This window comes from uncultured Gemella sp. (assembly GCF_963519265.1).
Taxonomy (GTDB): domain Bacteria; phylum Bacillota; class Bacilli; order Staphylococcales; family Gemellaceae; genus Gemella.
Genome location: NZ_CAUQNQ010000003.1, coordinates 1 through 26,525, shown reverse-complemented (window position 1 = coordinate 26,525; position 26,525 = coordinate 1). Strand labels below are relative to the sequence as shown.

Sequence of the window (26,525 nt, the reverse complement as noted above, 5' to 3'; positions counted from 1 at the left end):
AAAAGGATACGTAATATTATCTACAATATATGAAAGTAAGTAGGCTAATAAAGTGTTATTTAATACGAAAATGATGGTAGTTCTAAATAAAGAAAAGTAAAATCATCTTTAATTTGAAAAAACCTTTTAATTATAGTATTATACTAGTGTTATTAAATTTTTAATATTATATTTTAAGGGAAGGAGGCAGGTAAATAGTGAAGAAAACTACATCGTTAATAATTTCAATTGGTATACCATTATTTATTGTAGTGCTATATAGATATTTATATGGTTATATTTATCATGCTGTTGATGATGTTACAATTAATTATTCAATTTTAAATAAAGAATATATGTTACTTCCCTACATGGGAATAGTATTAACTAGGATATTAGTAATATTACAAAGTTTATTTTCAAATATTAATATTTATTTCGTTTTTTTAGCATCAGCGTATAGTATAAGTTTTTCATGTTTGCTTTATCTGTTTCGAGATAGAAAATATAAAATAGTTCTATGGATAATAGTTTTAGTAATAGAGTTTGCTTTATTAAAATATTTTACATATTCTGTGGTTGCTTATTTGTTATCTATCTCCGGAATATTTTTACTTTATAAAGAAAAAAACATAGTTTTTGCTGTTATACTTATATTTATAGGTATCTCTCTTAGAGTTCAAATAATACCCAGTCTTTTAGTAATATGTTCAGCGATAATCGTATTTGAACTAATTAGGAATAAAAAGGTAAAACAAACAGCTATTTTAATTAGTACAATTTTTATTGTAAGTTTAGCAAATTGGTTATTTATACAAAGTGATGATGTAGAAAAATCTTATATAGAATGGAATGAAAAGAGTACTTTGATAAGAGACTATCCTGCTATTGATTATTCTGAAAAAAAAGAAAGTCTAGATAAGATTGGTATTACTGAAAATACATTAGTAAGTCATAATTCTTGGATACTCTCAGAAAAACAAATCTTTAGTAATGAGTTATTAGATAATCTTGATAGAGTACGATCAGTATCAGAAAAATATAATTTTTCGATTAAAAAGATAATACTTGAGTACTTTTCTAATGAGTTTTATAAGTTGTTTACATTTTTTGTAATTCTTGTTTTTATATTTTATAAATCTAAAAGTTATTATGGATATCTGCTATTTTTGAGTCCTTTAGCTCTGCTAACAGCGCTAATAGTTAGACAAAGAGTAGTAGAGAGAGTTTATATACCTATCATTATTCTAGCTCTATTTATCTTTATTGTATATGGAAATGAGTTATTTATAAAAAGAAATTATAAATTATTGAATAATCTAGAAAATGTTATCTTTACAATTTTATGCATACTATTAATGGGCTCTATATGGAAATATGGGAAAAATGAATTGTATTGGTTTAATTATCACTCTTATGATTTTAATAAGGCTTATAATAATATACTAGTCAATAATAAAGATAATTTATATATTATTTCAGGATATGGAAACTTAGTTAGTTCGCAACCTAATGTTAGTAAGGTTTTTGTTGAGACAGATAAGTTAACAAAAAACATAATAACTTTTGGGACCTGGCAAACATTCTCGCCTGAATATCATAATAAACTAAAAGAATTTGGAGTGAAAGATACGAATAATATACTTTCTAGTGCGGTAAATAGTGATAATATTAAATTTATTTTACCCAAGGACTCTAGTTCTTTCGATAAAATCAGAGTATTGTTTAAAGAAAACTATGATAAGGATGTTTACTTTGTAAAAGAAAGTGATATTTTAAATGATATGAATATATATATTTTAAGGAGTGATAAGTAATGAGTAGTAAGAGAATTAAATATATCGATATGTTGAAGGCTTTTTGCATAATCTTAGTAATAGCTGGTCACATGGGATACACTCCAGCCAAGGTAAAATTATTACTATATATATTCCATATACCTTTATTTTTCTTTTTATCTGGAATGACTTTAAATGTAGCAAAGTATACTTCGTTCTTTGAATTCTTTTCTAGAAAATTTAAAACTATAGTTATACCTTGCTTTTTAATGAATATTTCTATATTTTTTATTAAATCATTTATTTTGCAACCGCAATTTATTTTGAAAATAGATATTATACATTTTATAAAAGCCATGATAGTAGCAGATAGAATGCATATTTATTATCAACTGTGGTTTTTAAATGTGTTGTTTTTAGCGGAATTAGTTTGTTATTTTGCGATAAAATACAGTGATGAACTATATCAATATGTAATTGTATTTGTTGTGCTTATACTGTGTGGTAGTTTAGGAAAAAAACTATATGTAATGGAATTTTGGTTGATTTGGAGTTTTGATCTTGTACCGTATGCGACTATCTTCATATTATCAGGATATATATTAAGAAAAAATCTAGATACTTTACAAAGGTATTTCAGAAAAGAATATTTTTTACCAGTTGTTGTAGTAAGTATTATATGTGGAGTTTATAACACTAGAGTAGATCTTTATTACCAACAGATTAATTCGACTTTCTTATATTTTGTTGCTGCGTTCTTTGGTATCTGGGCAAGTTTTATATTATTCAAAAATATTCCAAATATACAAATATTAGAGAGAATTGGTAGCAACACATTGATATATTATGCATATCATTCACCAATAGTTTTATATATTTTAGACATAATCATGGAGCAGCTTGCGAGTAAGTATACAGGAATATTTGTTAGTAATTATATAATAGCTAGTGTAGAATTATTATTAGCAATACTATTATGTGAAGTAATTGCTAAGATAATTAATAATAGTTTTCCATTTCTTATTGGAAAATCATTTAAGACAACCTAATTTGGTTGTCTTTTTTGCTTTCATTTCTTCTGTTCTATTGCGAAGTGTGGTATAATAAAGAGATGAAATAAATTAGTAGAGCTAATCGAAACAGTTGATTGGCTATTAAGGTGAAAGATGAACATTGATAATAGATTTGAAACAGAAGCCGTAAAAAAGTATAGAGCTTCTATTGAAAAGAAGAAGATATCATTATTTCTAAAATTACTTTTTGATAAGGTGCTTGCATTAATTTTGCTTATCCCTTTATCGCCGATAATTTTAGGAATAGCTATTTGGATAAAACTTGATAGTGAAGGTCCTGTATTTTACAGGCAAGAGCGTATTACAACTTATGGTCGAACTTTTAGAATTTTTAAGTTTAGAACTATGGTTAAAGATGCTGATAAGCTTGGAACAGCTGTTACTCAGCAAAATGATCCTCGTATTAGTAAGGTCGGACATAAGCTACGTAAACTACGTCTTGATGAACTACCTCAACTTATAAACGTACTTGTAGGTGATATGAGCTTTGTTGGTGTAAGACCGGAAGTAGCGAAATATGTAGATAAGTACACTGATGAAATGAATGCAACATTACTTCTTCCTGCTGGGATAACTTCTCCAGCGAGTATCGAATACAAAGATGAAGACGAAGTTATTGAGAAATTCAAAGGAAGTGGAAGAAGTGTAGATGAAATCTATGTGAAGGAAATTCTTCCAGACAAGATGAAATATAATTTAAAGTACATTGAAGAATTCAGTGTTATAAATGATATTAAAATAATGATAAGAACTACTATTGCGGTTGTTAAATAGAGTTAAGATACTTTTAAGTAGAATTTTAATAATTAGGAGTTTGAGATGAAAAAATATAATATACCATTTTCTCCACCGGATATTAGTGAAGAAGAAATAAATGAAGTAATAGATACTTTGAAATCAGGTTGGATTACAACTGGACCGAAGACAAAAGAATTAGAAAGAAGATTATCTGAATTTACTAATACACCGAAAACTGTTTGTCTTAATTCAGCAACTGCAGCGTTAGAATTAACATTACGTGTTCTAGGTATTGGTGAAGGTGATGAAGTTATCGTTCCTGCGATGACATACACAGCTTCTTGTAGTGTGATTTATCATGTCGGAGCGAAGGCTGTTATTGTTGATATTGCTGAAGATAGCCATGAGATGGACTACGACGCTTTAGCTGATGCTATTACTGAGAATACAAAAGCTGTTATTCCAGTTGATTTAGCAGGGATACCATGTGATTACGATAAAATCTTTGAGGTAGTGGAGAGTAAGAAACACTTATTCAAAGCCAATAGTGAATATCAAGAAAAGCTTGGTAGAGTGGCTGTAGTAGCTGATGGCGCGCATGCTTTAGGAAGTATGTATAAAGGTGAGAAAATTGGTTCTGTAGCTGACTTTACGACATTTTCATTCCATGCTGTAAAGAACTTCACTACTGCTGAAGGTGGAAGTGTAACATGGAAACAAAATGAAAACTTTGATAACGAAGAGTTATATAGAGAATATCAAATATATTCTCTTCACGGTCAAACAAAAGATGCTTTAGCTAAAACAAAAGCAGGATCTTGGGAGTATGATATTGTTATTCCTGGATATAAATGTAATTTAACTGATATCGCAGCATCTATTGGATTAGTTCAACTAGATCGTTATCCAAAACTTTTAGAACGTCGTGATAACATTATTAGTAAGTACAATAAAGGTTTTGAAGGAACAAAAATTAAAGGCCTAAGTCACAGTTCAGACTATTATAAATCTTGTGGACACCTTTATATTACTCATGTTGAAGGTGCTACATTTGAACAACGTGGTGAGATAATTGTTAAAATGGCAGAGCGTGGAATTAGCTGTAATGTTCACTATAAACCATTACCGTTATTAACTGCGTATAAAAACTTAGGATTTGATATTGAAAACTATCCTAACGCATATAATTACTATGTAAAAGAAATAACATTACCTTTACACACTAGACTTAGTGATGAAGATGTAGCTGTTATTATTGAAAACTTCAAGGAAATAGTTGAGGAGGTAGTAGGTGAGTAGTTTAAAAGAAATACAAAATAAAAGCTTAGAGATGGCTGAATATTTTGTAGAATTTTGTCGTGAACATGACTTACTTTGTTATCTTTGTGGTGGTGGAGCTATTGGTGGACTGAGAAATAAAGGATTTATCCCTTGGGATGATGATTTAGATTTTTTCATGCCTAGAAAAGACTATGAAAAACTTCCAGAACTTTGGAGAAAGTATGCTAAAGAACAATATTTCTTATCAAAAAGTGATAGTAACTTCGTTGATAGAAACTTATTTATCACGATTCGTGATAGAGAAACAACATGTATAAAACCATATCAACAAGATCTAGATATACCACATGGTTTAGCTTTAGATGTTATTCCTTTGGATTATTATCCTAAAAATGAAGCGGATAGAAAAAAACAAATTCGTTGGGCATTGATTTACTCACTATTCTGTGCGCAGACTATTCCAGAAAAACATGGTAAATTAGTTAAATATATTAGTTCTATGTTATTGAGTTTAACGACAAGTAAATTACGTTATAAAATCTGGAAAAAAGCTGAAAAAGAAATGATGAAATACACACTTGAAGAAAGTGATGGTATAACAGAACTTTGTACAGGGCCTGGATATATGAAGAAAAAATATCCAATTGAAGCATTTGAGGATAATATCTTTATAGATTTTGAAAATACTAAAATGCCAATACCAGTGGGGTATGATATTTATCTAAAAACAGCATTTGGTGACTATATGACACCTCCACCAAAAGAAAAACAAGTACCACATCATGATGTAGTTATAGCGGATATGGAAAATAGTTATCTTAAGTATAAAGGGGAATATTATGGACGAAAAAATTAGTGTAATAGTACCGGTATACAATGTAGAGCAATACTTAGAGCGTTGTGTTGCTTCAATAATCAATCAAACTTATAAAAACTTAGAAATTATTTTAGTCAATGATGGATCTACTGATAACAGTGGACAACTTTGTGACGAGCTCGCAAAGAAAGATGATAGAATAAGGGTTATTCATAAGAAAAATGGTGGTTTGTCTGATGCGCGGAATGTTGGTATAGCTGAAGCTGAAGCCGAGTTAATCGGATTTATAGATAGTGACGATTACATAGATGAAGATATGTATGAAATGCTGATAAATAATCTAAAAGCTGCAAACGCAGATTTATCCATGTGTGGACATTATGATGTCTATCATAATCTTCCTGAGGCTCAAGTAACTGAAAAGAAAACATGGGAGCTTAGTCCTCAAGAAGCTATTAAAATGGTTATGGAAGCTAAGATATTATCTGTAACAGCTGTTAATAAATTATATAAAAAGAGTTTATTTTCAGAGTTCAAATTTGAAATTGGGAAAATCGCTGAAGATGCATTTATTATGATAAAGTTATTAGATAAGTGCAATAAAATAGTAGCAACTAATGAGAAAAAATATTACTATGTCCATAGAGAAAATAGCATTACTACCCAAAAATTTTCACTTAAGTTTTTAAATGTAATAGAAGCTTATGAACAGAATAAAGAGATTATTTTAGAGAAATATCCTGAATTAAAAGAGGTAGCTCAGATGAGGATGAATTGGGCGTATTTTTATGTATTAGATAGGCTATTGTTAGATAAAGATTATAATGATAAAAAATTAGAAAATAAGTTAATATCGTATTTAAAAGATCATAGTAAGAGTATTTTAACAGATTCATTATTTACAAAAGGTAGAAAAATTGGATTTGTTGCCTTATTATTGAATAGAAATCTATATAGAAAAATAATAGAGAAGAGAGGATATTAATTAGAGTATGTTAAAACTGATAGAAAAAAATTATTTTAAAATAAATCTGGCATTTATTTTAATAGTTGCTATTTATTGTATGTGTGGTCTAATAGTGCCACTACAATTTATTTCAGCTAACAAAGTAGTTGCAGGGGGGATGACATTACTTGGAATTCTTTTAGCAACGTATAACTTAGTTATTAAGAAAGTTTATCTAAAGATAAAAACAATAGAGTACCTATTACTATTTTTTGCTTTTAATATAATTACCAGCATTCTAGTGATATCTTATGGTTATTCTACAAATATAAAAAATGCATTAGTATTTTATATTTACTTCTTAACGGTATTTCCTATATTTACGGGAGTAACTAGAGAAGAGAGTAAAAAAATATATGATTACTTTTTTTATGTAGTTACTCTACTTAATACTTTTGGAGTATTAGTTTCATTAATTCAATTCGTATTATTGAAAGGCTATAGAGTACATGACTATAAAGGGTTGTATATTAGACAAGGGTTTGTAGAGTCTAGATTATTTGGTATTTTGGCAAGCCCAAACTTTCTATCATTAATTTCGCTAATTGTAATTATATTTTTAATTACAAAAATCGATAACTTTATAAAAATATATAAAAATATAAGTATATTAGCTATTGTATTGAATTTTATTTATATAGTATTATCAGGTTCAAGAACTGCGTTTATCTGTATGATGATAGCTGCTGTTATATATTCAATAGTGATGTTTTATCAAAGAGAAAATATCAGGTCACTATTTAAAGTAGTATTGGCGATAGTAGTTGTATTATTCAGTTATAAAGCAGTTAATTTCATTAGTGAACAATATTTACATTACAATAAAGAAAGATTAGAGGCTCAGGATAAAAAGTTAGAAAATGAAGATAACAATCTTTCTCTTGAAAGAACAGATACAAGTGAAGAAAATATTTCTAATAATAGATTTGCAATTTGGAAATCTACGGCATCTTTTGTACCTAAAAAACCTATCTTTGGTTATTCAGGTGGAAACTGGTATGAAATAGGTAAAAAGACGAATCCAGATGAGTATATAATAAAAGAGCATTATCTTACTCATAATGGATATTTAGAAATTCTATTTTATAATGGAATTGTAGGCTTTATCTTGATGGGAATATTTGTATTATCATTTTTCATATCAATGATAAAACGAATATTTAGAGATAAAAAAGAAGATTTAGTAAATAAAGATTTATTATCAATGATTATGATATTGATGGTGATTTTAGTGTCTAATCTATTCTTAAGTTCTACATTTTATGGAATTTCATTATTAGGTATCATCTTATTCTTAATGGCAGGTTATTTCTATTCTATAGTGAGTACAGATAAAAGTAATTTTAAAAAATTAGATATTGATGAAATTAAAGAAGTAGAATTAGGAGTTATGGATTATATTCATAATATTTGTAAAGAAAAAGGTATTAATTATTCATTAGCTTATGGAAGTTTGTTGGGTGCAGTTAGGCATAAAGGATTTATTCCATGGGACGATGATTTGGATATTGCTTTAAAGAGAACTGAATATGATAAATTATACCAAGCAATTTTAGAAGATAATAATAGTATTTACAAGGTTGTTTCTTGGGAAAATGATTCTAGATACCCTTATCCATTTTATAGAGTCTATGATAGTAGAACTGTTTATGAAAATAACTACATACAAAATGATATAGAATTAGGTATCTGCGTAGATGTTTTTCCCTTTGATGACTATAAAGATGTAAATAAAGAAATCACAAAACTAGATATGTATCGTAGACTATCTGTATACACTTTATATGGAATAAGAAATAAAGAAGCGGGTATTAAGAATATTATTCGTTATCTAATGTTAGTGGTGTTCAGATTAACGAGAGTAAAAACATGGAACAAGAAATTAAATGATTTTTCTAAAGTACCTGGTAATGGTGAGTATATAGATTATTTAATGGAATCTAAAAAATACAGTACTAAGATAGATGCTAAGGCTTTAGATGAAGTAGTTGAATGTAAATTTGAGGATAGAGTATATAATATACCAAAAGATTATGATCATATTTTAACTACAATTTATGGTTCGGACTATATAGAGATTCCACCATTAGAAAAAAGAATACAGCATGATGATTTTGTAGCGTATATTAAGAAGGAGAACTAGTATGTTGCAATGGCTTAAGAGGAGTTTAGCCAGTTTTTTAGGTGATAAGAAGGATGTGGTTAAAAATCTTCCTCTAATAAAAAAATTAAATGAAAAAGCTAATATTGAATTAGATTCTAAAAGAAGTAGTTTGTTAAAAGAAAACTTTGAGGAAATTCTGAGTACTGTTTATAGTTCTGATTTGAAGGATTATAATATTTGGTTAGATTTTGGAACGTTATTGGGATTTTATCGAGAAAATGATTTTATTAGCCATGATTTAGACATGGATTTCGGAATTCAAGTTTCAAGTCTAGAAGAATTTGAAGTTATAGAAAAATATCTTTCTGAAAATGATTTTAAACGAACAAAAGAGTTTTATTTTGATAAAGATTTAGTTGAGGTATCTTACAGTTATAAAGGCCTTAATGTAGATTTTATTATCTATAAAAAGGAAGAAGATAAAGTATCTTCTGATACAATATTTTTCATGACAAATGCATTAGGAAATCCTACTAGATATGAGGTTTACCACTATGAAATTCCATTCTTTGGTTTAAAAGAATGTGATTTTAAAAATCTAAAAGTAAAGGTTCCGACTAACACTGAGGAGTATTTAAGAACTTTATATGGAGAAGATTTTAAAACTCCTAATACTAACTATAATTGGAAAGAAAATCCGATTTATAAGAGCGGGAATGCAGAGTTAGCAGAGGTTGTGTTGAGAAAAGATAAGTAAACTAAATCTAGGAGAAAGTATTATGGGAAATAGGATAGCATTATGGGACAATTTAAAATTTTTCCTTGTAACTTGTGTGGTTATTGGGCACTTTGCGGATCAATTTACCGATGTATCTAATATATATGATAGTATATTTTTATTTATTTATTCATTTCATATACCACTTTTTATTTTTATATCAGGACTGATGTTTAAAAATAAAGATATTACAAGTAAAGCGATATTTTTTATGAGTATTGGTTTTGCTTACAAGATAGTTTCAGCGGTTGTGGAAAGATTACTAGGGACTATAAAAGTTGAATTTTTATTATTATCAGATGGTGGGATTTCATGGTTTATGTTTGCTTTGGCAGCATATATGGTAATTTTAAAAATAATTGAGAAACAAAATAAGGAATATATTTTAGTGTTTTCGATAGTCCTAGCTTGCTTTGTAGGATATGATCCAGGAATAGGTGATTTTCTATATCTATCAAGAATAATAATATTCTTTCCCTTCTTTTTAAGTGGGGTATTATTACAAAACTTTGATATAGTGGGTCTTAAAGATAAAAATTCTAAATATAAGTTCTTGGCTGGATTTATCGTAGTAATTTGGTTAGGATTGTGTATTTATGAATTGGATATTTTTTATCGATTAAGATATTTATTCACAGGAAGAAATCCATTCTTCCCTCAGATAATGAGTTACGCTCCATTAGCAAGATTAGCTAGCTATACCATATCTTTTGGAATGTGCTTTGCTCTTATAATGTTGATGCCTAATCGAAGGATGTTCTTAATTACAGACATGGGGAAAAATTCTATAAATGTATATTTTTGGCATATGCATATATATTATATTTTGAATAAAGTATTTAACATCTCTAATGTATTTAATTATGGAGTTAGTGGGAAACTAGTGTTTCTATTAATTGCAGTGTTATTGAGTATCGTACTATCTCATAATATTTTTAACTCCCCAATAAAACAGATAAGAGAACAAATATTTTTAAATAGGAAAGCATCGTGATTTTAATAACCACGATGCTTTCTATTTTTTATTTTATATTCTATATATATGATTATTGCTATTAGCACAATTGAAAGTGGATAGTTTCTATAATCAGAAAGACTAAGTCGTCCATCATTATTTGTATGAAGGAAACCAATCCATTTATTTTTACTTGGTGTCCCATCTGTTCCAAAATGATAGAGGTTTTCCCATTCATTTTTTGCGGCTTTACCATCTTTTTTGAAATAGTATTTTGTGTTTGAATCAATTTCTTTCCAAGAGTTTGTCAACATACCTTTGTTTTTGTCGATATAGTAAAGGTTGTTATTATCTTCCACAATACCTGTTCTTAGAGAACCATCATTATTAAAATAGTACCAGTTATTATCAAGATATTTCCAATCAACAGCGACAGTTCCAGAATTAAAGAAGTAATACCAATTGTCGTTATGTTGTGTCCATCCATCTTTTGGGGCTTTATTTTTCCAGTTTTTAAATTTTAATGTATTGTTCTCATTATAGAATCCATAGTGAGGATAATCATTAGAAATATCTTTTACTTCCCCATTATTGAACTCTAAAGAAATCGCTGCTCTGTCTAGTTGACCAGCATTTATAATGCTGATATTTTTTTGTTTTAGATATTCAGCATATTTTTCTTCTACAGGTCTAATACCAGTTTTAATAATCTTTTTAGGATTAAGTTTATCCACAAATTCTTTTGTATTTGATTTTGTTGTTTCTACATGATGATTAAATTTCATAACATCTACTTGACCAATTAATGGGCCATATTTTTCTTCAAGGTGTCTTTCAGTATTTTCTAAATCCCCACCTAAGAAAATCTTAGTATTGTTTATGTTTACTATTGCTAGAATTGAATTTAAATTATCGTCATATACTTTTTTTAATGAACCATCACTCTCGTATTCATTTTCATAATTTAATAAGTCAATTTTTATATCCCCTAGCATTAGGTGTGAATCTTTTTCAGTAATGTCTTGAATTACAGTAGTCTTAGTTTCTTTTGCTGCTTCTAATGCTCTCTCATATCCATATAAATTATCCCAAAGTCTTGTTTTATCAGAAATTCTATCGTCACTATATTTTTTTATATAAAGTTTATCCGTAGGAATAGTTTTCAAAACATCGTGTGCAGAGCCGATATGATCAGAGTGGGCATGTGTAATAATGATGAAATCAAATTTTTTAATACCTAATTGTTTAATGTGGGCAAATAATCTATCTTGTGTGATTTTATCTCTATCTTTTGTTATACCTTCTCTATCGGGATATCGTGGATTTGAACCATCTGGATATGAAAAATCTTCTCCAGTATCAATCATTGCATAGTGCCCGTTACTTTCTAATATCATCGCGTCAGACCATTCGGCAACAGTTATAATATGTAGTTTATCATCAGACTTTGCATGTACTGTTGGAAGAAAAATCATAGATACTAATACGATTATTATAAGTGTTTTTAAGATTTTCATAAGTACTCCTTTATTAGTTTTTATTGATTTTACTTTTTACCATATTTATCGCATAGTTCATTGTTGAATCTTTTAGTATTGTTAGGATAGCTAGATAATAAATGCCACAGATTGCTATAACTGTGCAGACCATAATAAGCATGTTTAATGTGATTTCATAAGAATTAACGTGGAATACGAATTTTGTAATGAAGTATATTGGAATAAAACCAAGTGATACTACAAGGTATTTGTAAAGCGAAGAAAATACAGCTGATAAGTTTATTAGCTTATGTTTTTTAATGAACTGTATTTCTAGCAATACTACTAATCCTTCTGCAAGTATTGTTGTTCCAATATAGTATTCTGGTTTAAAAATATTACAGAAGTATAATGTTGAATTTAACACTACATTTAATCCACCACCGATAAAGTAAAATGAAGTCAATTTATTTTCGAAATCATTGATAAATATAATTTGCTTTCCTAGTATCATCTCAATAGCCCAAATAATAGTTCTAATCGCAAATATACTTGTTACTATTCCTGCCTCTAAATATTTATCTGATGAATAGATAACAGTTGCATATGTTCCTAGAATCATTATTCCTATACTAGTCGGCATCATTAGGAAAAAGAAAAGAGAAGAACCTTGGTTGATTAGGTTTTCGTATGAATTATAATCTTTTTTTCCTAAATAATATCCCAGTCTTGGTAAACTAACACTTAGAGCTCCACTAAGCACACTGGCTATAAGCATAACTATGTTGAAAGATATAGTATAGTATGAAATATAGTTCGTATCAGGGCTCTTCGTAATAAACATTCTATCAAGTAGAGTATAAAGCATATTGGCATCAGTTAATAATAGCATAACAGTAAGTGCTTTACTAGATGATAATAATTCTTTCAATTCTATTTTAACAAATGAAACTTCTCTTTTTATCCATAAGAAACTTAGTAGATAGTTTAAGATTGTAGTAGCACTCATTATGATTGCATAAGGTATAATATCATCTTCTGTTTTTATAAATGCGAAGATTGATACTAACATTGCGATTCTAATAAATAAAGTTTTGTAAAGAATAAATGTGTAGTTTTCGTATGCTTCATTCATCCATTCAATATTTAAAAACTGAAATAGTGCTTGAATTCCAAGTATATAATATAATGTTTTTAGATTTTCAGTTTCATATTCCCCTACGCTAATAAATATAAAATATAAGGCCGTTACAGTAATCGAAGTAATTACTGATATGTAAAATAATTTTGAAAATACGTAATTAATTTTATTTTTATCATCTTTAACTTTACTTATTGATCTAATTCCGTAGTTATAAATACCGAAAGCTGCTATAGGAACGACAAAACTAGCCCATGTATTTGCTGTGTTGAAATAACTGTAGTTTGATTTACTAAGTATCCTAGTCAGATAAGGATTAGTGATTAATGGGAAAACTATGTTCAGTATGTTAACCATTAAACTTGCTAATGCATTGACTTTTATGTTTTTCATTTAAAGGAAATCCTTTCTAAAATTCTATTTTACATTATATCATATTTTTAATTTATTAGCTGAAAATTATAAGTTTAAGATAGAAGATTTTTGAAGTTTATTGATTCTCTATGATATAATAAAGTAGATAATATATTAAAAAATAGTATTTAAAAGGAGAAGAAAATGATATACGCAGGAATATTAGCTGGTGGAACAGGAACTAGAATGGGAATAAGTAATATGCCAAAACAATTCCTAGAATTAGGTAAGAAACCAATACTTATTCACACAATTGAGAAGTTCTTATTAGAACCTGAAATCGAAAAAATCGTAGTCGGTGTTCATGAAGATTGGGTATCTCATGCTGAAGACTTAGTTGAACAATATGTTTCAGCCTTTGCTGATAGAATCATTATTACACCTGGTGGTGTTGATAGAAATACAACGATTGAAAATATCATAAACAGAATTAATGAATACAAACCGTTAACTGACGAAGATATTATCGTTACTCACGATTCAGTTCGCCCATTCATCACACTTAGAATCATTAAAGACAACATACGTCTAGCTAAAGAGAGTGATGCAGTAGATACTGTAGTGGAAGCAGTAGATACAATCGTAGAGAGCACTAACGGAGAATATATTTCAAACATTCCAAACAGAGCACACTACTACCAAGGTCAAACACCTCAAAGCTTCAAATGTTTAGATTTCTTAAATCTATATAACTCATTAGACAAAGAGGAAAAACAAATACTTACAGATGCATGTAAGATATTCGTTATAAAAGGGAAAAAAGTAGCACTAGCTAAGGGAGAATACTCAAATATCAAAATAACTACAGTAACCGACCTTAAGATAGCTAAGAGTATGCTAGAGGACGAATAATATGATAAATCAAATATATCAATTAATTAAACCGAAATTTATTAATGTAAAATACAATGAAGAGAATATAAACGATGGTGATAAAATCATCATCCGTCCAAACTATATGGCACTATGTCACGCAGACCAAAGATACTACCAAGGGAAAAGAGATCCTAAGGTACTAGCTAAAAAACTGCCTATGGCACTTATTCATGAATGTGCAGGAATAGTAATTGCAGATCCAACAGGGACATATAAAGTAGGACAAAAGGTAGTAATGATACCTAACCAACCACCAAGACAAAGTGACGAAGAATTCTATGAAAACTACATGCCAGGAACACACTTCCTATCAAGTGGTTTTGATGGATTCATGAGAGAATTCGTAACTCTGCCTAAAGATAGAGTGGTAGCTTATGATGGTGTAGAAGATTCTGTTGCGGCTATTACAGAGTTCATAAGTGTTGGTATGCACGCAATGGACAGATTCTTAAAGAACTCACATAGTAAAAAAGAAAGAATAGCGATAATCGGTGATGGAAGCCTAGCTTATGTTATGGCAAACATAATAAACTACACTCTACCAGAGTGTGAGATAATCGTAATAGGTCGCCACTGGGAGAAACTAGAACTATTCAGTTTTGCAAAAGAAAGATACATTACTGATGATATTCCTGAAAACTTAACTTTTGATCATGGTGTAGAATGTTGTGGTGGAGATGGTAGTGGATACGCGATAAATGACTTAATCAAGTACATCAAACCACAAGGAAGTTTGGTACTTATGGGAGTTAGTGAATATAAGGTAAATATCAATACACGTGATATCTTAGAAAAAGGACTAATGCTAATAGGTTCATCACGTTCTGGTAGAATCGACTTTGAAAAAGCTATCGAGATGCTGAGTAATAAGAAATTCGAAAGAAGATTTAAGAATATTATTGAACTTGAGCAACCTGTGAGAAATATTAAAGACATTCATAGGGTGTTTATGACTGATTTAAATACTGCATTTAAGACAGTCTTTAAGTGGGAGATATAATAGAATAAAAATAATTTAGGTGATTCATGAAACTATTAAGGTGGTTTTCTGAGTCACCTTTCTATCTTGTAATATTAAAATAAGTAATATTATTTCTATGAATTATCACATTTTATGTTATAATGGTAAGTAATATTGTAATGTAGAAAAGAGGCTTTACATTGAAACAACTAATAAAAACTAAAATAGAAAAGCTACTTACTGAATCTGAGGAAGTAGTAAAAGTTGAAAAGCTAGGTGGTATGACGAATAGTAACTATCTAGTGGAAACTACGAGTAACAAGTATATAGTTAAGTTCTTTGGTAAAGGAACTGATAAGCTAATCAATAGGGTTGCGGAGAAAAATAATCTTGCGAATCTTGCTGATTTAGGTTTAGATGTAAAAAACTATATCTTTGATATTGAATCTGGAATAAAGGTAAATGAATATATTGAGAATGCAACGACTTTTGATGCGCATTATTTAAAAGCGAAGAAAGAAGAAGTTGCGAATATTCTAAAAAAAGTACATAGCTCTGGGAAGGTTCTTGAAGGTGAATTTAGAGTCTTCGATGAGATAAGAAAATATGAAAATCTGATTGAAGGTAATATCAATTATCCTTATTATGAGAAGATAAGGGAGAAGGTATTTTCTCTACAAAATCATCTAGAAGATATTGGTGTCGATAAAAAATCTTGTCATATCGATCTTGTGCCGGAGAATTTCATTGAAGATGAGAATGGGCGTATTTATCTTATTGATTGGGAATATTCTGCGATGAATGATCCGATGTGGGATTTGGCGGCGTTGTTCTTGGAGTCTAACTTTAGAAAAGCCGAGGAAGGGGAATTCTTTAAAGCGTACTTTAGTGAAGATACTCCAGTTAGCGTAGCTAAGATTATGATTTATAAAATATTACAGGACTTCTTGTGGAGTCTATGGACGATTTATAAAGAAGAACAGGGTGCAGATTTTGGAACTTATGGTAAAGATAGATACCTAAGAGCGGTTAAGAATTTAAAGGAGTATGTAGAAAGTTATGAAAAATAAAGTAGGAATTTCAGCTGGACTTTTATCTGGTATGTTCTGGGGGCTTGGGCTTGCGATTAGTGCGTGTATATTTTCACTGTATAATATATCGCCTTTTGCGGTTGCTGTAATCCATGATTTTATTAGTATTTTTGTTTTATTGGCGATTATTTTAGTTAAGTATAAAACAATTAATTTAAAGATTTTTACGAATATAAAAAGTGTTAGTGTTATTGTAGGTGCGCTTCTTGCGGGACCTATTGGGATGCAATGTAATCTATATGCGGTGAAGTATATAGGAAGTGGGTTGACATCTTCGATTACAGCGATTTATCCAGCTGTGTCGGTGATACTGGCTGTGATATTTTTAAAAAATAAAGTCTCATCGAAAACACTATTAGGAATAGCGCTTATTATTGTTGGTATTTTTATCCAAAGCTATAAGAGTGAACAGGTTGAATCATTTTATCTTGGATTTATGTTTGCATTGATTTGTGCAGTTGCATGGGGTAGTGAGAGTGTTCTTAGTTCATATGCTATGAAAAATAATCTTAATGAGCTAGAGACTTTATTAATCCGTCAGGTGACATCATTTTTAGCGTATTTAGTAATAATATCATTCAATGGACTAGGAATTGAAACGAGTCTTGATGTGAAATTCGGCGGACTTATCGTCTTCTTCGTAGTTAGTAATATGGTATCGTATATTTTATATTATATGGCGATTAATAAATTAGAACCAGCTAAGGCAACAGGACTAAATGTTAGTTATGTTGTTTGGACGATATTATTCTCGATGATTTTTGTCGCATTAGAGGTGAATTTACAATTAGTAGTTACATCTATTATTATCATACTAGGTGTTTATGTTATTGTTAGAGAGGAGTAACAAATAGATAATGAAAGCAATTATATTAGCTGCGGGTTTAGGAACGCGTCTTAGACCGATGACAGATAATACTCCCAAGGCTTTAATAAAGGTTAAAGATAAGCCGCTTGTGGAATATCAAATTGAATTTTTAAAAGAAAAAGGAATAGATGAAATAATCGTTGTTGTTGGATATTTACATGAACAATTCGATTATTTAAAAGAAAAGTATAATGTAGAGTTAGTGTTTAACGATAAATACGCTGAGTATAACAATTTTTACTCATTATACTTAGTTAAGGAAAAATTGGCGGATAGCTACGTAATCGATGCAGATAACTATTTATTCAAAAATATGTTTAGAACTGATATTGATCGTTCGACATATTTCAGTGTTTACCGTGAAGATTGTGAGAATGAATGGTTCTTAATCTACGGTGATGATTATAAAGTACAAGATATTATCGTGGACAGTAAAGCAGGAAGAATCCTTAGCGGGGTATCTTTCTGGGATAAGAAAACTGCAGAGAAAATCGTAAGTTTTATCGATAAAGCCTATGAAAGTAATGAGTTCATGAACTTGTACTGGGATAATATGGTTAAAGATAATATTGAGAAACTAGATGTTTATGTAGAAGAATTAGAACCGAATAGTATCTATGAAATTGATAGTGTTAAAGATTATAATAAATTAGAAGAAATACTAAAAGAAGAGTGTGAGAGATAATCTCCATTCTTTTTTTCTTTTGGTAAGGTATTAAGTAATAATATTTCTTGCTTTTTTGTAATATAGATGTAATAAAAAATAATCTAATTGTAACCCTAAAAATAGCTTAAATATGGTATAATTATCAGTGCAAAATAATGAGTAAAGAGGATAATGAAAAATGGGAAGAAATAAATTAAAATTAGGATTAGGAGTATTAACAGTATTAGCTACACCAATAGCTGTAAATGCAGTAGCTAGTAGCGACGCTTTAGCAGCACAAGGCTGGGTTAAAAGTGGAAATACTTGGTACTTTTATAATCAAAATGGAACATTAGCTAGAAATACTTGGGCAGGAAACTATTGGCTAGGAGCCGATGGTAAGATGGCTACTAATTCTTGGGTAGATAATGGTCGATATTATGTAGATGGTAATGGTGCATGGGTGAAAGGTGCCCATAGACAAGCTGAAGTCAAGAAGCAAGGCTGGGTACAAAATGGCTCAGCATGGAACTATTATCACCAGGGAAATATAGTTAGGAATGCTTGGATAGGAAGCTACTGGCTAGGAGCCGATGGAAGAATGGCAACAAGTTCATGGGTAGATAATGGTCGTTATTACGTAGATGGCAATGGAGTCTGGGTAAGAAATGCGCAAAAACCAGTAGAGAAGAAACACGGCTGGATAAAAGAAGGAAGCGCATGGTATTACTACGAAAATGGGGCATTAGCTAGAAACAAATGGATCAGCGGAAAATATTGGCTAGGTGCAGATGGTAAGATGGCGACAAGTTCATGGGTAGATAATGGTCGTTATTACGTAGATGGTAATGGAGTCTGGGTAAGAAATGCGCAAAAACCAGTAGAGAAGAAACACGGTTGGATAAAAGAAGAGAGCGCATGGTATTACTATGAAAATGGAGCATTAGCTAGAAATAAATGGATTAGCGGAAAATATTGGCTAGGAGCCGATGGTAAGATGGCGACGAGTTCATGGGTAGATAATGGTCGTTACTATGTAGACTCTAATGGTGTATGGGTAAAAGATGCAAAGAAACCAGAAGCTAAAAAACACGGCTGGGTGAAAGAAGGGACTACTTGGTATTATTTCTATCAAGGTCAAATTGTTAAGAATGCCTGGATTGGAGGTTACTGGCTAGGAGCTGATGGTAAGATGGCGACAAGTTCATGGGTGGATAATAATCGCTATTATGTAGGGGCTAATGGTCTATGGGATAAAAATGCTAAGAAACCTGAAGAAAAAGCAGTGGTTAAAAAGAACGGCTGGGTAAAAGAAGAAAACACTTGGTACTACTATGAAAATGGTACATTAGCTCGTAATAAATGGGCAGGGAATTACTGGTTAGGAGCCGATGGTAAGATGGCGACTAATGCATGGGTAGATAATGGTCGTTATTATGTAGATGGAAATGGGGCCTGGGTGAAAAACGCAGGTCATGGAGTTAACTATTCAAGTTATTACAAAGTAACGTCATTATACATTCCTGTATATGATGCGAATGGTCGTATTTTATCTCATGTTTCTAAAGATACAGTATTATTTAGAGATAATAGATCGACTGCGAACGGAAGAATTCCTGTTCAAGTCGCGGGACTTACAGGTTATGTTAATGCTAGCCAAGTAACTGCGATTGATTCTAGTAATACTTTTATTCCGGATTATGTAAGTGATGGAACGTATGTGTATCACAGATATTCACCGTATACTAAAGTAATGGTTGCTCATCATAATGCTAATATGCAAGTTGGTAAATCTTATTACTCTGCAGATGGAATTAACTTTGGAACATTCAAACTAGATCATCCATTCCAATTTTCTAATTTAAAATCTAGAACTAACTATACAGCGACTGATATTAATAGATTGTATAATATAATGGGAGCAAGTGATAGTAAGTTAGCAGGTAAAGGAGCTACATTTAAGGCTGCTGAACAAAGATACGGAGTTAATGCTTTATACCTGGTAGCGCACAGTGCTTTAGAAAGTGCATGGGGAAGAAGCAAAATTGCTAAAGATAAGAATAACTTCTTCGGTATTTCTGCATATGATGATAGTCCATACACTTCTGCGACTAAGTTTGATAATGTAGATAGTGGTATAATGGGAGCAGCTCGTTGGATTAATGAAAGATATCTACATAATTCTGGATATCCTGCGAATGGAGCATATCTAGGAAATAAAGCAGGTGGTATGAATGTTAACTACGCGACTGCACCATATTGGGGTGAGTCTATCGCGAGTATAATGTTCAGTGCTAATGAAAAATTAGGAAGAAAAGATAGATAAGAAAGGAAGGGCTAGGTTAGTATTTTAATCTAGCTTCCTTTTTGATAAAGGAGATAATTATGTTAGTTTCGGTTGTAATCGGACTTTTAAACGAGGAAAAGTTTTTACCAAGATTGATAGAAGACTTTAAGAATCAGACATATGATCACAGCAAGATAGAATTAATATTTATAGATGGAATGTCAAAAGATAAAAGTTGGGAAATATTGGAAAACTTTAAAGCTAGTAATCATGATTTTTACGATGTAGTATTGTTAAAAAATCCTAAGGTAATATTGTCAGCTGGTATGAATGTAGGTATAAAAGCTGCAAGAGGCAGATGTATCCTTAAAGTAGATTGCCATTCGCATATTACTGAGAATTTTATTGAGAATAATGTTAAAGTTATTGAGAGTGGAGAAGATGTTTGCGGGGGACCACGTCCAAATATTATCGAGAATGAAGATAATCTAAGTAAGACATTATTGTTGGTCGAGGAGAATATGTTTGGTAGTGGTATAGCGAATTATCGTAAACAGACTTCTAAACAATATGTAAGTTCAGTTTTTCAAGGTATGTACAAAAAGGAAATATTTGATAAGGTTGGCTTACTGGATGAAAAAGTAGGTCGCGTTGAGGATAATGAACTGCATTATCGAATTAGAAAAAATGGTTATAGGATTCGTTATAGCAATGATATATTATCGTATCAATATACTAGACCGACAGTAAATAGAATGTTAAAACAAAAATATTCAAACGGTTATTGGATTGGGAAAGTGAGTCATGTTTATCCAAAGGCTTTCTCTATCTTCCACTTTGTTCCTCTTGTATTTGTTTTAGGAATAATCTTTAGTTTATTGATGTTACCATTGACGAAGTTATTCGCAGTACTTCTTGTGATTGCTTATGGCATATTCACAATTCTCGTTACATTGATGACTATTATTAACAATAAGTTCAACGCAACGATGTTGTTAATTCCAATTTTACTATTCTTAGTACACTTCAGCTACGGAGTGGGGACTTTAGTAGGATTAGTTAAAGGATTTAAGTGGAAGAAGGAATATTATAAAAAATAGAATATGGAATTTAATGAGGTGATTTGACAAAATTGATTTCTGCGAAATAACGATTTTTGAGTCACTCCTATATTTGTAACTAACTTGTAATATCGCATGGGTTAGCTTAGTGGTATAATAGAAAATGCATGAGTGTATAAAAATAGGAGTAAGGAGCAGGAATTTATTATGAAAAAAAATAGATTAAAATTCGGATTAGGAGTGCTAACTGTATTAGCTACGCCAATCGCAGTAAATACGGTAGCTGGTACTGAAGTGCACGCAGCTCAAGGATGGGTGCAAGGTGGTTCATCATGGTTCTTTTTCAATAATCAAGGGCAATTAGTAAGAAATGCCTGGGCAGGAAATTATTGGCTAGGTGCTGACGGTAAGATGGTGACAGATGCTTGGGTAGACAATGGTCGCTATTATGTAGGAAGTAATGGCGCTTGGGTGAAAGGAGCTCAAAAACCTGCTGAAGTTAAGAAGCAAGGCTGGGTTCAAAATGGTTCAGCATGGTACTATTATTATCAAGGGAATATAGTTAGAAACGCTTGGATTGGAAGTTATTGGTTAGGCTCTGATGGCAAAATGGCAACAAATACATGGGTAGACGGAGGACGTTACTATGTGGGTGCTAATGGAGTTTGGGATAAAAATGCTAAGAAACAAGAAGCTCCAAAACCAGTTGAGAAGAAAAATGGTTGGGTAAAAGAAGGTAATACTTGGTATTACTATAACCAAGGAATTATGGTGAGAAATGCTTGGCAAGGAAACTACTGGTTAGGCTCTGATGGTAAGATGGCTACAAATACATGGGTAGATAATGATCGTTACTATGTAGGTGCTGATGGTTCTTGGGATAAGAATGCTAAGAAACAAGAAGAGAAAAAACAGGGTTGGAAAAAAGAAGGTAACTCATGGTACTATTATCACCAAGGACAAATGGTAAAAAATGCTTGGGTAGGAAGTTACTGGTTGGGCACTGATGGTAAAATGGTTACAAACTCATGGGTAGATAATGATCGTTATTACGTAGGAGCTAATGGAGTTTGGGAGAAAGATAAGAAAAAAGAAGAGAAAAAACGTGGTTGGAAAAAAGAAAACAACGTTTGGTATTACTACAATGAAGACGGTACATTAGCTCGTAATAAATGGACAGGGAACTACTGGCTAGGCTCTGATGGTAAGATGGTTACAAATGCCTGGGTAGATAATAACCGCTACTATGTAGGAAGCAATGGTGCATGGGAAAAAGATAAGAAAAAAGAAGATCCAATTCCAACAGGTAAACACACTGGTTGGGTTAAGAGTGGAAGTACATGGTACTACTTTAATGCGCAAGGACAGATGGTGAAAAATGCTTGGGCAGGTAATTATTGGTTAGGCTCTGATGGTAAAATGGCTACAAACTCATGGGTAGATAACAATCGTTATTTCGTTGGAAGTGATGGAGCTTGGGTTCAAAATCCAACAAATAATACTAATTTAAATAGAGTTCTTGATATAGCTCGTAGTTACTTAGGTGTTGAAACTGGTTCAAGAGAACACAAGAAAATTGTCGATGCATATAACTCTGTAGATCCAAAACCAGTTGGATATACAGCTAACTATCAAGATGATTGGTGTGATATCTTTGTTACAACAGTATATCAACAAGCAGGTCTAAGCGATCTTATCGGTAGAGAATGTGGTGTTCAACGTCATATCGGTATCATGGAGAAAAAAGGTATCTGGAAAGGAAGAACTCAACCTAAAGTAGGAGATATCGTTACATTTGACTGGGACGGTGGAGGTTGGGCAGACCACATCGGTATCGTTGAATCAGTAAATAATGGTGTAATCACTACTATTGAAGGTAACTCGTCGTTATATGCAGGAAGTACTGCTAAAACAAAAGTAAATAGAAAAACATATAATTGGAATTCTAGCTACATTAAAGGTTATGCAAGACCAGCGTACTAAAATTTAGTATTTAAAAATGTAAAGTTCTCAGAAGTTAAAGTATAAAGAAGATTAAAGATATTCAAGTATATCTCTCAGATAGATTTGAATATCTTTAGTTCATGAAGGGAAACTTAATAAAATTTATTTTTGTGAAATTATGATTTTTAAGTCTCTCTTATTTGTTTTTATTGTTTATAGATAGTATAATTTAAGGTGAATTAATTAGTTATTAAGGAGGTGACAGGTTTATGAAAAGAAGAATAAGTATGATTCTCGTAGGAAGTTTATTGTTAACAAGTTTTAATAATGCTAAAGCAGATTGGATAAAAGATCAGCAAGGTAAATGGGAATATTTCTTTAATGAAGACAGTATAAGTCATTTTTATGATGAAAAATCAAAAGATTTCGTAAAACCTGTAAAACTTCCGCAATATTATCAAGCGGATGCGAGATGGAGTTCTAAGAGATATGGAATCTCTAATATGAAGACTACAGGTTGCGTGCCTACATCGTTATCTATGATTATCTCTGGTCTAAAAGAGAATGTTACACCCGTTCAAGTTGCGGATTATATCTATGATACCTCTATGGAGATGAATACGCTGTTCACGGGGACGTCTAGTCTTGGAGCCGTAGCGGCTATTGAGCATTGGGGTTGCAACTATCGTGTTGTTAATTCTAAAGATGATCTAAAAACAGCGTTACAAAATGGAAATATTGTTTATGGTGCTGTAGGCCATGGAATTTTTGTAAAAGGATATAGCACGCATGCGATAGTTCTAAGTGGTTATCAAAATGATAAAACTCTTGCGATAGATCCAGATAATCCAGAAAGAACGAATAAATGGTACAATGTTGATGATATTTGGAATCAACGTAGTATGGAACTTGAAGATAATTCTGCAGGTGGTCCATTTATGGTGGTATATAAATAAAAGCAAGATTGTGAAGGAATTCACAGCCTTGCTTTTTTCTTGTGATTTTGATGGTTTAATTAATCTGATTATATAACGAATTCGGAGTTAATCCTAAAGTTTCAAATTTTTTAAAAAGTTTATAGAAAACTTATAGATACAGTGATTTATTGATATATAAATTCATTTTGTAAAAGATTTTTAGATATCTAGTAAGCTCTACAGAGATGACTCAACAAAAGTGATTTCTCCGAAATCACGATTTTCAATTCACTCTTTATCATTTTATATGTAGGCTGTCTAATATACTTGGTTAGGTAATAAATTCGGAGTTGGAAAAAATCCAACTCCGAATATTTTTATAATATTTATTAATAGGTCTTAGTCAGCGAATCCGTTTGGATGTTTACTTTGCCATCTCCAAGAGTCTTCACACATGCGTTTTACATCGTACTGTGCTTCCCAACCAAGTTCTTCTTTAGCTTTTGAAGCATCTGCGTAACATGCAGCGATATCTCCCGCACGACGTGGTGCGATAACGTAAGGTAGGTCACGACCAACAGCAGCTGAAGCACTCTTAATAATATCTAGTACAGAGTATCCTACTCCTGTTCCTAAGTTGTATTTGGTTAATCCACTACCTTTTTCAAGTTTTTTAAGGGCAGCTACGTGACCACGAGCTAAGTCTACTACGTGGATATAGTCGCGAACTCCAGTACCATCATGTGTATCGAAGTCATCACCGAAGACATTAACTTTTTCTAATTTACCAACAGCTACTTGCATTACGTATGGAAGTAGGTTATTAGGAATTCCTGTTGGATCTTCTCCGATATCTCCACATTCGTGTGCACCGATAGGGTTGAAGTAACGAAGTAATACAACGTTCCATTCATTATCAGCAGCATAAACATCTCCTAAAATCTCTTCTAAAATCAGTTTAGTACGTCCGTATGGGTTAGTTACAGATAATGGGAAATCTTCTTTAATTGGTAATGCGTGAGGATCTCCGTATACTGTAGCTGAAGAACTGAAGATGATGTTCTTACAGTTGTGTTTTTCCATAACGCGGCATAGTGTTGTAGTTCCGGCTACGTTGTTATCGTAGTATTTTAAAGGTAATTGGCAAGATTCACCTACAGCTTTTAATCCGGCGAAGTGAATAACTCCAAAAATATTTCCTTCTTTTTCAAAGATTTCGTCTAATTTAGCTTCATCACGAATATCAGCTTCGTAGAATGTTACTTTTTTTCCTGTAACTCTTTCTACTACTTCTAAACTTTTTTTGTTTGCATTATATAAGTTGTCAACAACAACTACTTCATTTCCATTGTTTAATAATTCTATACAAGTGTGAGACCCGATAAATCCAGCTCCACCAGTTACTAGTATCTTTTCAGTCATAGTGTAATTTTCTCGTTTTAAAACGAGTCCTTCCTATAATTTTATATATTCATTTTATAGGAAGTAAGGTAGAGTGTCAATAAATATGTGAGGAATATTAAGTTTATATTACAGATAGGGTAATTCTTTGAAATAATATTAAATTTATAATAAAATAGTAAAATATGTATTTATGTAAATAAAAATTATTTTTAAAGAATTTGAGAGGAATTATTTATGAAGAAAAATAAATTAAAACTAGGATTAGGAATGTTGACGGTATTAGCTACACCGATTGCGATTAATGCTGTAGTGAGTAACGATGCTTTGGCAGCTCAAGGATGGGTTAAGAGTGGAAATACTTGGTACTTCTACAATCAAAATGGAGTATTGACAAGAAACGCCTGGGCTGGAAACTATTGGTTAGGTGCAGATGGAAAAATGGTGACAAACGCATGGGTGGATAATGGACGATACTATGTAGATGGTAATGGAGCATGGGTGAAAAATGCTAAAAAACCAGAAGTAAAAAAACAAGGTTGGGTACAAAGTTCAGGAACATGGTACTACTATAATCAAGGTCAGTTAGTAAGAAGTGCGTGGATAGGAAATTACTGGCTAGGAATTGATGGTAAGATGGCAACAAATGCATGGGTAGACAACGGACGTTACTATGTAGGAAAAGATGGAGCATGGGTGAAAGGAGCTCAAAAACCAGTTGAAGTCAAAAAACAAGGTTGGGTAAAAGACGGAAATACTTGGTACTACTATGAAAATGGAACATTAGCTCGTAACAAATGGATTGGTAGCACATACTGGGTGGGAGCTGATGGAAAAATGGCAACAAATGCCTGGGTAGACAACGGACGTTACTATGTAGGAGCAAATGGTGCATGGGATAAAAACGCTAAGAAACAAGAAGCGCCGAAAC

At 31.3% G+C, this 26,525-nt stretch carries 21 protein-coding genes and 1 pseudogene; 19 read left to right on the top strand and 3 right to left on the bottom strand.

Features of this window, described 5'->3' with window-relative positions; all coding sequences use genetic code 11:
* Positions 1-197: 197 nt before the first annotated feature.
* The 9 genes from RWN11_RS00895 (at position 198) to RWN11_RS00855 (ending at position 10,548) form a co-directional block, all read left to right on the top strand.
* The gene (locus RWN11_RS00895; protein ID WP_314159913.1) at positions 198-1,796 is read left to right on the top strand and encodes a hypothetical protein; all 1,599 of its coding nucleotides are present in this window, start codon (positions 198-200) and stop codon (positions 1,794-1,796) included.
* Positions 1,796-2,806, top strand: coding sequence for an acyltransferase (locus RWN11_RS00890; RefSeq protein ID WP_314159912.1), 1,011 nt, complete (start codon positions 1,796-1,798; stop codon positions 2,804-2,806). Before RWN11_RS00895 ends, RWN11_RS00890 begins: the two co-directional genes overlap by 1 nt.
* A gap of 117 nt (positions 2,807-2,923) precedes the next feature.
* On the top strand, positions 2,924-3,604 hold the full coding sequence (locus RWN11_RS00885; protein WP_314159911.1) for a sugar transferase: 681 nt from the start codon (positions 2,924-2,926) through the stop codon (positions 3,602-3,604).
* A 45-nt stretch (positions 3,605-3,649) separates the two neighbouring features.
* The gene (locus tag RWN11_RS00880) at positions 3,650-4,867 is read left to right on the top strand and encodes a DegT/DnrJ/EryC1/StrS aminotransferase family protein (protein WP_314159910.1); all 1,218 of its coding nucleotides are present in this window, start codon (positions 3,650-3,652) and stop codon (positions 4,865-4,867) included.
* Positions 4,860-5,705 carry a phosphorylcholine transferase LicD gene (locus tag RWN11_RS00875; protein ID WP_314159909.1) on the top strand — a complete coding sequence of 282 codons (846 nt, stop codon included), beginning with the start codon at positions 4,860-4,862 and terminating at the stop codon, positions 5,703-5,705. Before RWN11_RS00880 ends, RWN11_RS00875 begins: the two co-directional genes overlap by 8 nt.
* A complete protein-coding gene (locus tag RWN11_RS00870) occupies positions 5,689-6,651 on the top strand; it encodes a glycosyltransferase family 2 protein (RefSeq protein ID WP_314159908.1) in 963 nt (320 codons plus the stop codon). The genes RWN11_RS00875 and RWN11_RS00870 overlap by 17 nt, the downstream gene beginning before the upstream one ends.
* Before the next feature lie 7 nt (positions 6,652-6,658).
* Entirely contained in the window at positions 6,659-8,815 is a 2,157-nt protein-coding gene (locus RWN11_RS00865; protein WP_314159907.1) for a LicD family protein, read from the top strand.
* Between the two features lies 1 nt (position 8,816).
* Positions 8,817-9,533, top strand: a complete 717-nt coding sequence (locus RWN11_RS00860) for a LicD family protein (protein WP_314159906.1) — start codon at positions 8,817-8,819, stop codon at positions 9,531-9,533.
* A gap of 22 nt (positions 9,534-9,555) precedes the next feature.
* The gene (locus RWN11_RS00855; RefSeq protein WP_314159905.1) at positions 9,556-10,548 is read left to right on the top strand and encodes an acyltransferase family protein; all 993 of its coding nucleotides are present in this window, start codon (positions 9,556-9,558) and stop codon (positions 10,546-10,548) included.
* A gap of 2 nt (positions 10,549-10,550) precedes the next feature.
* Here RWN11_RS00855 and RWN11_RS00850 read toward each other — a convergent pair whose 3' ends face one another.
* Positions 10,551-12,026, bottom strand: a complete 1,476-nt coding sequence (locus RWN11_RS00850) for an MBL fold metallo-hydrolase (RefSeq protein ID WP_314159904.1) — start codon at positions 12,024-12,026, stop codon at positions 10,551-10,553.
* A gap of 13 nt (positions 12,027-12,039) precedes the next feature.
* Positions 12,040-13,521, bottom strand: coding sequence for an oligosaccharide flippase family protein (locus tag RWN11_RS00845; RefSeq protein WP_314159903.1), 1,482 nt, complete (start codon positions 13,519-13,521; stop codon positions 12,040-12,042).
* Positions 13,522-13,686: 165 nt separating this feature from the next.
* Between RWN11_RS00845 and RWN11_RS00840 the strand changes: the two genes are divergently transcribed.
* The 9 genes from RWN11_RS00840 to RWN11_RS00800 all read left to right on the top strand — a co-directional run bounded on the left by RWN11_RS00840 (position 13,687) and on the right by RWN11_RS00800 (position 24,232).
* Positions 13,687-14,394, top strand: a complete 708-nt coding sequence (locus RWN11_RS00840) for a 2-C-methyl-D-erythritol 4-phosphate cytidylyltransferase (protein WP_003144473.1) — start codon at positions 13,687-13,689, stop codon at positions 14,392-14,394.
* Position 14,395: 1 nt separating this feature from the next.
* A complete protein-coding gene (locus RWN11_RS00835) occupies positions 14,396-15,418 on the top strand; it encodes a ribitol-5-phosphate dehydrogenase (RefSeq protein ID WP_314159902.1) in 1,023 nt (340 codons plus the stop codon).
* A 161-nt stretch (positions 15,419-15,579) separates the two neighbouring features.
* On the top strand, positions 15,580-16,449 hold the full coding sequence (locus RWN11_RS00830; RefSeq protein WP_314159901.1) for a phosphotransferase family protein: 870 nt from the start codon (positions 15,580-15,582) through the stop codon (positions 16,447-16,449).
* Positions 16,439-17,317 carry a DMT family transporter gene (locus RWN11_RS00825; RefSeq protein ID WP_314159900.1) on the top strand — a complete coding sequence of 293 codons (879 nt, stop codon included), beginning with the start codon at positions 16,439-16,441 and terminating at the stop codon, positions 17,315-17,317. The genes RWN11_RS00830 and RWN11_RS00825 overlap by 11 nt, the downstream gene beginning before the upstream one ends.
* A gap of 10 nt (positions 17,318-17,327) precedes the next feature.
* Entirely contained in the window at positions 17,328-18,023 is a 696-nt protein-coding gene (locus RWN11_RS00820) for a sugar phosphate nucleotidyltransferase (RefSeq protein ID WP_314159899.1), read from the top strand.
* 160 nt (positions 18,024-18,183) lie between these two features.
* Positions 18,184-20,310 carry a glucosaminidase domain-containing protein gene (locus RWN11_RS00815; protein ID WP_314159898.1) on the top strand — a complete coding sequence of 709 codons (2,127 nt, stop codon included), beginning with the start codon at positions 18,184-18,186 and terminating at the stop codon, positions 20,308-20,310.
* Positions 20,311-20,369: 59 nt separating this feature from the next.
* Positions 20,370-21,371, top strand: a complete 1,002-nt coding sequence (locus RWN11_RS00810) for a glycosyltransferase family 2 protein (RefSeq protein ID WP_314159897.1) — start codon at positions 20,370-20,372, stop codon at positions 21,369-21,371.
* 168 nt (positions 21,372-21,539) lie between these two features.
* Complete coding sequence (locus tag RWN11_RS00805) at positions 21,540-23,315, top strand: CHAP domain-containing protein (protein ID WP_314159896.1); 1,776 nt, start codon at positions 21,540-21,542, stop codon at positions 23,313-23,315.
* A 230-nt stretch (positions 23,316-23,545) separates the two neighbouring features.
* A complete protein-coding gene (locus RWN11_RS00800; RefSeq protein ID WP_314159895.1) occupies positions 23,546-24,232 on the top strand; it encodes a C39 family peptidase in 687 nt (228 codons plus the stop codon).
* A 360-nt stretch (positions 24,233-24,592) separates the two neighbouring features.
* Here RWN11_RS00800 and galE read toward each other — a convergent pair whose 3' ends face one another.
* Complete coding sequence (gene galE / locus RWN11_RS00795; RefSeq protein WP_294683680.1) at positions 24,593-25,615, bottom strand: UDP-glucose 4-epimerase GalE; 1,023 nt, start codon at positions 25,613-25,615, stop codon at positions 24,593-24,595.
* 216 nt (positions 25,616-25,831) lie between these two features.
* Between galE and RWN11_RS00790 the strand changes: the two are divergent.
* Positions 25,832-26,525 (top strand): annotated as a pseudogene (locus tag RWN11_RS00790) (choline-binding protein); the annotation flags it as partial.

Coding starts and splice junctions, on each gene's coding strand:
- RWN11_RS00890 (WP_314159912.1), top strand. CDS start 1,796: ATGAGTAGTAAGAGAATTAAATATATCGATATGTTGAAGGCTTTTTGC.
- RWN11_RS00885 (WP_314159911.1), top strand. CDS start 2,924: ATGAACATTGATAATAGATTTGAAACAGAAGCCGTAAAAAAGTATAGA.
- RWN11_RS00880 (WP_314159910.1), top strand. CDS start 3,650: ATGAAAAAATATAATATACCATTTTCTCCACCGGATATTAGTGAAGAA.
- RWN11_RS00870 (WP_314159908.1), top strand. CDS start 5,689: ATGGACGAAAAAATTAGTGTAATAGTACCGGTATACAATGTAGAGCAA.
- RWN11_RS00865 (WP_314159907.1), top strand. CDS start 6,659: ATGTTAAAACTGATAGAAAAAAATTATTTTAAAATAAATCTGGCATTT.
- RWN11_RS00860 (WP_314159906.1), top strand. CDS start 8,817: ATGTTGCAATGGCTTAAGAGGAGTTTAGCCAGTTTTTTAGGTGATAAG.
- RWN11_RS00855 (WP_314159905.1), top strand. CDS start 9,556: ATGGGAAATAGGATAGCATTATGGGACAATTTAAAATTTTTCCTTGTA.
- RWN11_RS00850 (WP_314159904.1), bottom strand. CDS start 12,026: ATGAAAATCTTAAAAACACTTATAATAATCGTATTAGTATCTATGATT.
- RWN11_RS00845 (WP_314159903.1), bottom strand. CDS start 13,521: ATGAAAAACATAAAAGTCAATGCATTAGCAAGTTTAATGGTTAACATA.
- RWN11_RS00840 (WP_003144473.1), top strand. CDS start 13,687: ATGATATACGCAGGAATATTAGCTGGTGGAACAGGAACTAGAATGGGA.
- RWN11_RS00835 (WP_314159902.1), top strand. CDS start 14,396: ATGATAAATCAAATATATCAATTAATTAAACCGAAATTTATTAATGTA.
- RWN11_RS00825 (WP_314159900.1), top strand. CDS start 16,439: ATGAAAAATAAAGTAGGAATTTCAGCTGGACTTTTATCTGGTATGTTC.
- RWN11_RS00820 (WP_314159899.1), top strand. CDS start 17,328: ATGAAAGCAATTATATTAGCTGCGGGTTTAGGAACGCGTCTTAGACCG.
- RWN11_RS00815 (WP_314159898.1), top strand. CDS start 18,184: ATGGGAAGAAATAAATTAAAATTAGGATTAGGAGTATTAACAGTATTA.
- RWN11_RS00810 (WP_314159897.1), top strand. CDS start 20,370: ATGTTAGTTTCGGTTGTAATCGGACTTTTAAACGAGGAAAAGTTTTTA.
- RWN11_RS00805 (WP_314159896.1), top strand. CDS start 21,540: ATGAAAAAAAATAGATTAAAATTCGGATTAGGAGTGCTAACTGTATTA.
- RWN11_RS00800 (WP_314159895.1), top strand. CDS start 23,546: ATGAAAAGAAGAATAAGTATGATTCTCGTAGGAAGTTTATTGTTAACA.
- galE (WP_294683680.1), bottom strand. CDS start 25,615: ATGACTGAAAAGATACTAGTAACTGGTGGAGCTGGATTTATCGGGTCT.